At 40.1% G+C, this 11099-nt stretch carries 12 protein-coding genes and 1 pseudogene; 3 read left to right on the top strand and 10 right to left on the bottom strand.

Features of this window, described 5'->3' with window-relative positions; translation table 11 throughout:
* Nucleotides 1-317: 317 nt before the first annotated feature.
* The 6 genes from A5875_RS22110 to A5875_RS22085 all read right to left on the bottom strand — a co-directional run bounded on the left by A5875_RS22110 (nucleotide 318) and on the right by A5875_RS22085 (nucleotide 5493).
* Entirely contained in the window at nucleotides 318-590 is a 273-nt protein-coding gene (locus A5875_RS22110) for a SemiSWEET family sugar transporter (protein WP_088935712.1), read from the bottom strand.
* Nucleotides 591-879: 289 nt separating this feature from the next.
* The gene (gene celB / locus A5875_RS22105; protein ID WP_088935711.1) at nucleotides 880-2247 is read right to left on the bottom strand and encodes a PTS cellobiose transporter subunit IIC; all 1368 of its coding nucleotides are present in this window, start codon (nucleotides 2245-2247) and stop codon (nucleotides 880-882) included.
* Nucleotides 2248-2256: 9 nt separating this feature from the next.
* Entirely contained in the window at nucleotides 2257-2775 is a 519-nt protein-coding gene (locus A5875_RS22100; protein ID WP_088935710.1) for a hypothetical protein, read from the bottom strand.
* Nucleotides 2776-2787: 12 nt separating this feature from the next.
* A complete protein-coding gene (locus A5875_RS22095) occupies nucleotides 2788-3114 on the bottom strand; it encodes a PTS cellobiose transporter subunit IIA (RefSeq protein WP_088935709.1) in 327 nt (108 codons plus the stop codon).
* A gap of 5 nt (nucleotides 3115-3119) precedes the next feature.
* A complete protein-coding gene (locus A5875_RS22090) occupies nucleotides 3120-5156 on the bottom strand; it encodes a BglG family transcription antiterminator (protein ID WP_088935708.1) in 2037 nt (678 codons plus the stop codon).
* Nucleotides 5157-5178: 22 nt separating this feature from the next.
* Entirely contained in the window at nucleotides 5179-5493 is a 315-nt protein-coding gene (locus A5875_RS22085; RefSeq protein WP_088935707.1) for a PTS cellobiose transporter subunit IIB, read from the bottom strand.
* Between the two features lie 540 nt (nucleotides 5494-6033).
* On the opposite strand from A5875_RS22085, the gene A5875_RS22080 reads away from it, so the two are divergent.
* A complete protein-coding gene (locus A5875_RS22080) occupies nucleotides 6034-7029 on the top strand; it encodes an ROK family protein (RefSeq protein WP_088935706.1) in 996 nt (331 codons plus the stop codon).
* 185 nt (nucleotides 7030-7214) lie between these two features.
* Here the strand turns inward: A5875_RS22080 and A5875_RS22075 are convergent, their stop codons facing one another.
* Complete coding sequence (locus A5875_RS22075; RefSeq protein ID WP_088935705.1) at nucleotides 7215-8435, bottom strand: ATP-binding protein; 1221 nt, start codon at nucleotides 8433-8435, stop codon at nucleotides 7215-7217.
* A 407-nt stretch (nucleotides 8436-8842) separates the two neighbouring features.
* On the opposite strand from A5875_RS22075, the gene A5875_RS22070 reads away from it, so the two are divergent.
* Nucleotides 8843-9235: a hypothetical protein gene (locus tag A5875_RS22070; RefSeq protein WP_088935704.1), complete on the top strand. Its 393-nt coding sequence runs from the start codon at nucleotides 8843-8845 to the stop codon at nucleotides 9233-9235.
* A gap of 13 nt (nucleotides 9236-9248) precedes the next feature.
* Nucleotides 9249-9848, top strand: coding sequence for a DUF2922 domain-containing protein (locus tag A5875_RS22065; RefSeq protein ID WP_088935703.1), 600 nt, complete (start codon nucleotides 9249-9251; stop codon nucleotides 9846-9848).
* A 130-nt stretch (nucleotides 9849-9978) separates the two neighbouring features.
* Here the strand turns inward: A5875_RS22065 and A5875_RS24385 are convergent.
* The 3 genes and pseudogenes from A5875_RS24385 to A5875_RS23940 form a co-directional block, all read right to left on the bottom strand.
* A pseudogene (locus A5875_RS24385) lies at nucleotides 9979-10276 on the bottom strand (CPBP family glutamic-type intramembrane protease).
* Between the two features lie 296 nt (nucleotides 10277-10572).
* Nucleotides 10573-10704 (bottom strand): hypothetical protein, encoded by a 132-nt coding sequence (locus A5875_RS24245; RefSeq protein WP_254911923.1) that lies wholly within the window; start codon nucleotides 10702-10704, stop codon nucleotides 10573-10575.
* A gap of 97 nt (nucleotides 10705-10801) precedes the next feature.
* Nucleotides 10802-11099, bottom strand: a 298-nt coding sequence (locus A5875_RS23940) for a hypothetical protein (protein WP_176244781.1), incomplete at its 5' end; no start/stop codon positions are given.

Here is an 11099-nt window from a genome sequence, read left to right as displayed (position 1 = left end):
GAGTTTTTGATAGCACAATTGACAAATATTTTGTTAATAAGCCTTTAGGAACGAACTGAAAAACCACAAAAAACGACTGTCTATCGCAAAGCAATAAACAGTCGTAACTTTTTATTCTATTGAAAAAATTCCAAAACCTTTCTGTCCGTTTTTCCATTAACATATCCATCGACAATGACTGAAACAGATTGAACCTGCGTATATGTTCCATATACTGAGCAATTCTTTTCTTCAGCTTTTGTTACTTTCATTTCTGACCCGTTGACTCTGGTTAACGCGTTTTTATCCTCCCCATTAAACGATGAAGGACTCTCTTTCTATTTAGATGCTTCCTGCTCTGCGTCTTCACCTTTTCTCGACCCTATTTTACAGACTAAGATCGTTGTCGTTAGACAGAGTGTGACCGCATTAGCACCTAAGATCGCCATGTCAGACTGAATGATTCCATGGATCGTCCATAGGAAGACCCCGATCACTTGTAACAGACAGGTTTGTAAGGAAATGGCTTCGGTATTTTTGGTTTTTACTATTTTAATGACCTGCGGAACAAACGCAAATGTAGTAAAGATTCCTGCAATACTGCCAATCATGGATTTACCTCCTTCGTATAAAAACAAGCTGAACACTTTCAAATTAAGATTCATCTTATCATTCAGCACACTGATGAAATAGAGCTTTGCTTCATCTTAAAATGTAATTTATACGAACGAGCCAAACAGTCAGAGATTTTGTAAATCACATATACCAAGCTTGCGAAGTCGCCCAACTTTTGACCTTATACACAGTATCGAGAAACAATTGTTGTATTTCTTAAACTAAAAATTTCCGTTTATTTGTCAAAACTCTGATAATTAAGCGCAGCCGTGTTCAACACGCTGCTTAAGCTATTTTGGCTTCTTGACCTTGTTCTTGTTCATGCTCTTGTTTGACTAAGCGTTGGTCGTATGATCGGGCAAATGGCAAATAGATCAGGAACGATACTCCTGCACAGAGGATCGCAACGACCGCTGCCTTCCAATCTCCTCCGGTACTGATGAAAGCCCCGAGTCCGACTGGTGAAGGCCAAGGCATATTGGCGATGACCGGACGAATCAACTCAAGCCGGATCGCGAAATAACCGATACTCGCTGAAGCCATTGGTGCCAAGAAAAATGGAATGGCTAAGTATGGATTATAGATCAATGGAATACCAAAGATCATCGGTTCATTGATGTTAAAAATACATGGGACCAAAGCGGCTTTCCCCAATACCTTCAACTGCTCGGATTTCGCCATGTATACAAGGAAGAAACATAATCCCAAGGTTGCACCCGAGCCGCCGATCGTGACAAAGGCATTATTGAATTCTCCGGCTAAGGGAATGTGCGCGCCTTCAGCATTCAAGGCTAAGTTTCCTAAAGTGATCGGTGTGATCAAAGAGAAAATGATATTCGCCCCGTGAATACCTACTAGCCATAGTGCATGGACCAAGAAATAAATCACCATAACACCTAACCAGCTGCTGGTTAACTGGGTTACAAAGCCGAACGGTACAGCGATCAATTGGAAAATGTCCGTGTTCAACAAGACGAGAAGCCCTGTGATGATCAAAATCACAAAAGCGACGACAAACGCTGGAACTAAGGCAGTAAATGCTCTCGATACGCCTTCCGGAACTTCCTCCGGCATTTTGATGACCCAGTTTCTAGCGACACACAATCGATAAAGCTGTACTGCGAGCGCCGCCATGATGATGCCCGTAAAGATTCCGACCGTCCCTAAACGCGCGACACCATCGCCGCCGATCGCCCAGCCGTTGATGATGCTATCATCTAAATTTGTCACTCGGATCACTTTCCCGCCATCCATCACTAATTGCGGAATCGACAGGAAGAAAGCAAACATTGATAATAACGCACCTGTGATCGGCGCCATATTCAACTCCTCTTCTTCTGCGATGATCTTCGTATATTCATACCCTAGTCCAACACAGAAATATAAGGCCAAGATCCCCATGGTTGTGCTGTTTGCCAACATATAGAGCTCGCTGAATTTAAAAAAAGTTGAATTAAAAATGCCTTCTAAAAAGGGAAATGTCATGGGAAGAATATTGAACACCAAGAACATCGAGCCGACGATCGTAAAGGGGATCGCCCCCATCCCAGCGCCCATAATCGCTCGAACGATTTTGAAGGTCGCCAATTTCCCCATTGGTCCCATCAAGCGTTTTTCCAAAAAGTTAAATAGTTTGTTGTTTGATCCATCCATGTTTCTTCCTCACTCACTTTCATTTTCTGATAGTTTATTAAACTCCTGAAGATAGCCGTAATACTTGTCCTGATTTTTGCGGATACGATTAATTCGGCTGATCACCACCCATGATAAGACGATTCCTGTAAGAAGAACGAGCATTAAAATACCTTTTGCCAAAGAATTAGCCAATAGAAAAGGAAATAGACTCTTGTAGCTTGAATCAAATGCCGTTGCCAGAATCAGTCCTGCGTTCAGAAAAAGCTGGCATTTCTGATACAAAAGAGAATATTTTAATGCTTGGTCCTTCGTGTTTGAAGTATCGCCATAAAGCTTTAGATGTTCTGCTATACCGAAAAGACTCAGCGCAAGCAAACCGATCGGCACTATACAATAGAGGCTTTTGGCCATTACGAGCATGAGCGTCCAGTAAATATTACTGAAGAAAAACGCCGCTAATAAGTACCTCAGTAATAAAAATCGGCCGAAATAGAAATTGATTTTACTGACTTTTTGTTTTTGTTTCATAAAGGCCGTTTTTTCCATTTAGTCGATCCCCTATTTTACGAGCTCAAAGTTTTTTTGATACATCAACAGCAGTTCAGCGGCGACTTCTTTCAAAGTTATCGTAGTCATCAGGTGATCCTGCGCATGAACCATGAGGATCTCCATTTCGATCTTGTCACCGTTAGCGTAGCTTTGTAATAAACCTGTTTGCGCCTTATGAGCTTGTACAATAGAATCATTGGCTGCATTGATTTTTTCGTCTGCTTCGTTAAATTGATCTTCCCGCATCTTTTTAAAAGCTTCATGGACTAGTGTCCGGGCATCTCCGCTGCTTAAAATAAGTTCGAAAGCAATTTGTTGTAGTTTTTCTGAATTCATATTCTTTATCCCTCCAATACGACTCGTTCATTGAGCGTTTCATTTTTTAATATTTCCATAAAAGACTGACAGCTTGTGCATTTCAGTATTGCTTGCTGGAACTCTCTATTATCCAAGATGGGTTCGAGCGCCTGACTGATGACATCCATGTTTAAATGGCCGAATTTATCTGGTGACAGCAGCACTACTAATTGGATATTGGGGTGCGCTTGATCCCAATAGAAGCCTTCTGGCTGGATCGCGATTGCGACATGTGCCGCATTTGTCAGCGGTTCGATCGGATGAGGCACTGCTAAATAGTTGGAAAAAGCGACACTGCTATAGGATTCTCTTAACTTGATCTGTTTCATAAAGGTTTCTTTTAACACTCTTTCCTCCTTTTGCTCGATCCGCCGAAGCATTTCTGTTAAGATCATCGTTTTATCCGCGTACTCGTTGGCTACAAAGAACAGCTCCTCTGACACACATTGTTCAAAGGCTGAAAAACGATCGTTGATGGTTGTTTGATTGCAGCGAAATTGCAGATTGTCGATTTTTTTAGTGATTTTGTCCGCGGCAATGGCTTGATTGATGCTTTCGATATCCTGTTCATTCAACAAGACACTGACGGTAACGATCGGTACACCTAGAAGGATCGTTGGGACATTGATCGAAGAGATGATCAGATCGATCTCACTCAAATCTTGGTCAACGATCTCATAGTAGCTGATGACCTTCTCAATATAGATCTTTGAACCGAGCTCTCTTTCCAAACGATTTTTCAGCATTTGAGAGCTGCCTAAGCCGGTGGCGCAAATGACTAAAACATGCGCTTTTTGCTCGTTGCAAAACCGTTCGACTGCGGCAATGAAGTGGATCGCGATATACGCCCACTCATTCTCGTTCATTGGATACGTTTGGAAAATCGCCATTTTATTCAAATGGCTGACGGTCATTTCATAAATGTCTTGATACTGCTGCTTTATATCAGCCATCAAAGGATTTTCGTTGGTTCGCTTTTCCTGTAAGCGGCGTAATAAAGGGATGAAATGCAGCATGAGACCTTCGATCAGGATCGAATCCTTATGCAGCTTGTATCCTGTCGACTGATCGATCTCGCTCAGCACCGCTAAAAGCTGCTGCCGAATCTCGCTTTCCTTGTATTCGGTCTTTTTAAAAACATTGGCCGAACTGGTCTTACTTAACAGGTGCAGCGCAATAAAATGTGCCTCTTCTGTCGGAACAACGATGCCTTGGCTCGCTTCGATCCGCTGAATGATCGCTCGAGCGGTCTGATATTCCGGTAAATCTGGCGTAATATCCACTATCACGGAGCTGTCCATTTTGAAGCCTGACTTGATTCGTTTGACCGCTAAGCCAATGTGCAGCACCAAGTTGTAAATGATAAAATCTGACAGCCGCAGCTTATTTTCGCGGCATTCATCCAACACGATAATAACGATCTCCTCGATATTGATGCCTTCCAACAGGTGTCCATAGATTGAAAAGGTATACAAATTATCGTGCAGCCGACTCACAAAAAAGTAGTTCATAATGAAATGACGAATACTCTGTTCTTTGCCGACTAAGTATATTCCTTTATTGCTTTTGTGCTTAAGGACAATATTGTAGGGCTTGAGCTGCTTTTTTATCTCAACCAGTTCGTTGGAAACCGTTGAGCGGGAAACAAATAGTTCTTCTGCTATATGATCGACATACACGGGGCCTTGGTCAAAAAATAGATGCTTCAAAATCGTATACTGCCGGTCCTTCGATTCCTGAACGATGCAGCTATCCTGCGTAATTTTTTTGTTTTTCAGCTCTGACAAATAAAAGCTTTCGAAAGCTTCACCGTCATAAAGCTTCAGCTGATACCCGTGTCCAGGCTTCGCATTGATATTCCCCATCCGAATTTGTTCAAGCTGTTCATTAAGTGAATGCAGGTATTTTCGCGCTGTCCGGTTAGACACACTGATCCCGCTGGCAACCTCTTGACTCGTTAAGTACCGATGCTTATTCTCATATAAAAGTTTTAAAATCAATGTTTCCTTTTTACTCAACATTTTCCTCAGCCCTTTGATTAAACTAAATATGGTCAGTGATTACTTTTGACAACTTCTCGATCCCCATTGGAATTGGTACATATGCTTGCGGCGGAATGTTCACGATTGGCTTATTTTGCTTTTTGGCAGCGGTTTCTAAAGTATTAAAATACATTTTTGTTTGCGGACTAACCAGATAGAGATCGTACTCATCTTTAGCGATGGCCGTCGCGCCTTGACTTTGCGAAGTGGCGTTTACCTCAATATCGTTGCCTTGCTCTTTTAAATGTGCGGTTGTCTTTCTGGCGATGACTGAAGAAGACATCCCTGCAGCACAGATAATCAGTGCCTTTTTCATAATATGTTGCCCCCTTATTTTTTTGTGAACCTGCGAAGATGCCGTGTTGTCCTTTTCCTGTTCGAAGTCACCTTCTGTTTGACGCGTTCTATTTTCCCCAAACTCCCTACAAAATTTCGCTCCTTCCATTTGTTACTGCTATCGTACAAGAGAACGGTTACAATCCAAATACAGGATTTTACCACATCTATACGGCATTTTTTAATACCTTTAATTAAGTTCATTTACTAAGTGTTTTTAAAAGGGCAACTACATTTACAGGCTGCCCTTTACCCATGCCTTAAATAGCCGAATCAATGGAGCGTTAAACTCTTCTCGAGTGTTTTTAAAAGACTGCTGTGGTCACTATATTCTATAAAAAACTTTTTTAAATTAAACGTTTTTTCCAGACTGGATCCGCTCAATATCGTTTAAGCCGTCACCAATTTTCATGGTTTTCTCTTTGATCACATTCCGCGAGTCTTCACTCTTTTCTGTTTACTTTCAAAATTTCGCATACTATACTTAATTAAATAAGTTCATTAAATTGAGGTGTATACCATGGCGAAAAATCGAAACATTATCAGAGAGCAAAATCTAGCGCTTGTCATGCGGCAATTTTTTAAAAACGAACGGCTCTTGGCCGCTGATCTGGTCAAACTGACAGGAATAAGCATGGTCACCATTAATTCGCTGCTGAAGGATTTAGTCAAAGACAACAAGGTATTAGAAGGCAAGCTGATCCAAAAGGAAATTGGCCGACCTGCTGTCGAGTACTCATTAAATACGCAGATACTCAACTCGCTCTTTGTTTCGATCCGTGCTATTGATGCGCAGCTTTATGTCTACTCCTATTATGTTGACGTGAGAGGCCGCGTCCTAGAGACAAAGAAAATCTTTTTTTCAGATGTGACAGAGGCAGGCTTTCAGGCAATCATGAAGGAACAGATCGCTTCTTATGAAGACATCTATAAAATAGGAATCCTGTTTCCCGGCAAAATTTCAAAGGGCGTCGCAGTATCCAGCTTGCACGATGTTTTTAATCAATGGAATTTCGCAAAGATTTTTTCTGAGCTTACTTCCGTGCCGGTGGCGATCCAAAATGATGCCCACCTGCTTACAATCGGACACTGTATTCAAAACAAAATTAGTTTGAACCAAGCAATCGTCGGCATTTTTTTGCCGAAAAACAGTATGCCCGGCATCACTTTGATTGCCAACAACGATTTGATCGAGGGGAACAATGCCCTTGCCGGCGAGGCTAAATACCTGCCCTCTTTAATCCGTAACGGCGCCCCGCAAAATCAACAGGAAATGCTGGAATGCTTGATTGATATCCTCGGATTTTACAATGCTGCCTTCGCGCCTAAAAACTTTGTCCTTTACGTTGATGGCCTCGATCAAAGCACAATACTGGAAAGAGTCGCAGCAGACACGATCTTCCCTCAGCAAAAAAATAAATTAAATTTGCAATTTGTTGAGGATTTTGAAGACAGCGCCCGCTTCGGTATCCACTGGATGCTGTTTCAAAACACCCCATTTTCATTTTCTGATTAGTTTAATCAGTCGCAAAAAAAGAACAATCTCTTTTGCGACTGATTTTTTGTTTGATAACCAGTTATTTGAAAGGTTTGAATGGGAAAAGGCTACTCTTGATTGTACTTTTCTAAACACAAAAAACCTTTTCAAGATCTTTTTTGATCTCAAAAAGGTCAATTGACAGATAAAAAATTCGCGCAAGGCTAGGAATCCACACTCAGCAGCCAATCCAACACATTCATTTTCTTGATTCCATTAAAGTTCGCTTCTTTATTATACTCATCTAGGGTCAGCAGGTATTTAGGATAAGAATCCTTGATTGCTTGAAGTGATCGCAATTCTCTTTTTAGGACAGCTTCATCTAAAGTGGTCAGAGCTACTTGATAATAGGACACCTCTTGTTTTTCATTGATGGCTACAAAATCAACTTCATACCGATCAACCTTACCAACATAGACTTTATTCCCACGGCGTCGCAATTCTAGATACACGATATTTTCCAAGACATGACCAAAATCCTGATGATGATCCCGCAAGATCAATCTCCTCAACCCACTGTCTACAACATAATACTTCGATTGTGTGTCCAGCAGTTTACGCCCATGTACATCATAACGCTTAGCCTCATAGAGAATCAAACTATCCAAAATCCCCTGCAAATATTTCTCTACCGTTTTATTGGAAATTGACGTTCCTTTAGAAACCAACGTATTTTTGATTTTATTCACCGTAACCAGACTCCCAACACTGCTGAAAAGTGTCTCGATCAAACGCTCCAACACTCTAACGTCAGAAACATTCAACCTTGCAACAATATCATTCAAAACGACCGTAGAATACAATCCCTGCAGATATTCTAAAGCTTCTTGATCCGTTTCCGTAAACAGCGTGTAGGGCATCGAACTTTTTAGATACTCATTAAAATGCTGGGCATTGGGCTGATCGTCTTCATTTTGCTTTTTCCATTCCACAAATTCTGAAAAAGATAGCGGCAGCATTTTCAACTCAACATATCTGCCAGACAGCAATGTTGCGATTTCCCCGCTTAAAAAATAAGCATTGGAGCCCGTAATATACAAATCAACATTTTCTTTAATGAACAGGGAGTCAACAACACGTTCAAAATTCTCAACATGCTGGATCTCATCTAAAAATATATAGACCTTTTTCTTGGCTGCTATTTTCTTTATTAAATAATCGTATAAAGAGCGCGCATCTCTCAAAGAATCATACGCCATATCCTCAAAGTTAATACTGATGATCGCCTCATCAGACACACCTGTTTCTATCAAGTAATCTCGAAAAAGCTGAAACAACGTGGATTTCCCCGCACGTCTCACCCCTGAAACAACCTTGATTAATGGCTTGTCCTGATGTCTTTTCAAAAAATTTAAATATTCAGATCGTTCCACTAGCCTCTTCATATGTTTCACCTAAATTCCAAACTTTCGACATTATTATACCATGTTGTGACTTAAAGTTAAACATTTGGGAATCTTGTTGTTTGTTGAGACTAGCGTATAAAGAAATAATCAATTGAAAATCGCAAAAGCTGTCTATTGCAAACAATAGACAGCCATACTTTATTCTTCTTCATTGTCCGATAAATGACAAACTTTTTATTTTACTCCTTTTGCCCTTGTCAAGTCAAAGTCCAATCACAGCCAAAAATGTTCAATCACCGGCCTCTAAAACGGTAACTCAACGTTTCTAAGGTCTAAAACTTCGAAATTGGACAGCTCACTTCGATTTTGGACATCGTGGATTTTTAGTAATTCTGCTACTCTTTAGTCACCGATCGGAACCAAAAACAATTATGGAGGTATTAATTATGAACGAACAAACATTTTCAGCCAAAAAACTCTTTAGTTTAAAGAAAAAGACCTTGGAAAAACGAATTTACGATTTTTACAACCTTTCCAAAGATACCGACAGCACCGTGCAATATTTAGTCGCGCTGCAAGTTCGCGAACGTCTGGGAGACAGCGAGTTTCATTTAATTTTAAAAGAGCTTGTCCAACATTTATTCTCCCAACGAAAAGTGACTAAGATCATCAAAAAATTCTTTTTCTATTTCAAACATTATTTCACTTCAAAGGAATGGAAATACTTGAATCTACGCGTTTTTCCTGTTCGCCAATACGCCGAAAAAGCGATCCACGCTGTGCGAAGCCGCTTTTCAATCAGTAATTTATTTGGCGCTCAAGAAGCGCAGGTTGAATAATCATAAGAAGGGAATGAAGAAAATGTACGCTGTTAAAACCATCAAAACCAAAAAATTAGTCTCAACATTTAAGAAAAGCAACGGCAAGAAGAAAAATCTGATCATCAAAAATCCAACCGTCGAAAAATCAGCGGAAGAAATCCGCGAAGCCATGCAGCTATTGACCACCCTTGATATTTTTGAGGAGGAAGACGGTGTGAAGACCTACGACGAGGTCGATACCTGCAAATACGTCGAAACCACTAAGTATATCCAGTTTGACAAGGAGCACCCTGTCGAAGCTGTTGAACCAACTATTGTAGCAGAACCAATTGAAGGCCCTACTGCCACAAAACCTAAGTACGAGAAATATATTGATTTGGTTTGCCCTCGGGCATTAGAGCAATTACCTAACATAAATGTAGAGTCAACTTTAGCACCAATTAATACTGCCGCCGAAGCAAATCCAACAGTATATCCTGAACCATTCGCTGATTTGCCTGACTCGAATGTTCCTTTGCGCAAAGTAGAAAAGCCAACAGAGCCGTCGTCTGAAGAACAGGATCAAAAAACAAGCAACGGTAAACGGCTGTTGAATAAAATAAAAGGTCTGTTGCTGGGGAGCTCGCCCTAAGTAGGTGGAGTGTATACAAAACTTGTCTAGCTTTGATCCATAATCTGAATAGGTATTCCTATTTTTCATTAAAAATACACCTGCAACCTTTATGATGCAGGTGTTAAAGTTACTGATTATTCTTTTGGGATCAACTAAAATACAAGATCAAGTATGAAATAAACGAAATCATCATAATAAACCCGTTGATTAATACGTGTACCAGAATGGAATCTTTGATGTTCTTCCTTCGATCATAGGCAAAATAGAGAGTCAGACCCATAGCGAAATACATCGAAAAGGTAATCACGTTATCAAACCCATGTGCCAAAGAAAAAAATGGCGGAAGTAATAAAAGCCGGCAGCCATTTTCGTTCCGGTTTGAACCACATTTCTATGAAAATTCCGCGAAAAGTTAGTTCTTCTAAAATTGGCGTAAAGATACCCATAGTCAGGTTAAAAAGAATCAAAAACAAAGGAAAGATCGCTAAAGGATTGCTAGATTGCAGCGCTGCATCATTTGATGTCATTGCGTTCCCCGTAACAAGCGCGTTTAACAATGTCCCAGCCACCGCGATTATTTTCATTAAAATAAACAATCCAAAGGCAATCCCAAAATCCTTTATTCCGACTTTTTGACTGACATGATTTGTATGTTTTTTATAATAGTTCCATATCCAACTAATCGAGAAAATAATGAATGCAATAAATGCTAAAGAAGCCAGCATTTTTTCATCGTAGGACATTAGAAATTGTAATCCAATCCAATTAAATTCATACTCCCGACGATTGGACGTGTTGCCCAATAAAGTAATCCAATTGTTTTTAAAGTGTTCACAGCTATTTGGCGAAAAGAATGTTTTTCTGTTTTATCCATAAAGTACTAGTCTCCTATTTTAATTGCTATAGACTTGCTCCGCGTACAAGTAGAATAAATGGATTTTTTGATTTCCCCGTAAAATCGCTCTTTCAAGCTATTTATTGTCTCCAAACAAAAAATAGACGATAAGAAATAATCCAAAAACACCTACTAACGCGAGTATTATTTTCTTGCGCAACTTCTTGTTCTGATCCTCCACACCTAACACTTCTGAAAGTTTATTCAGTTCGCTTTCGGTATAATTAGGATCTTCGCGTAAAATATCTATTTTTTTAGGAGATATATTCGTTTTTTCGGCCAACTCCTCATTAGACAAAGTCGATGTTCGGAGGGCTGCTTTTATGGCTTGGATATGATTTTGATTAGCTTTAACAATATAATAAAAATAGACA

Origin of the sequence: Enterococcus sp. 3H8_DIV0648 (assembly GCF_002140655.1) — a bacterium.
In the GTDB taxonomy this organism is placed as follows: domain Bacteria; phylum Bacillota; class Bacilli; order Lactobacillales; family Enterococcaceae; genus Enterococcus_A; species Enterococcus_A hulanensis.
Note: the sequence above shows the minus strand (reverse complement) of the source record. Positions and strands in the feature narration are given on the sequence as shown.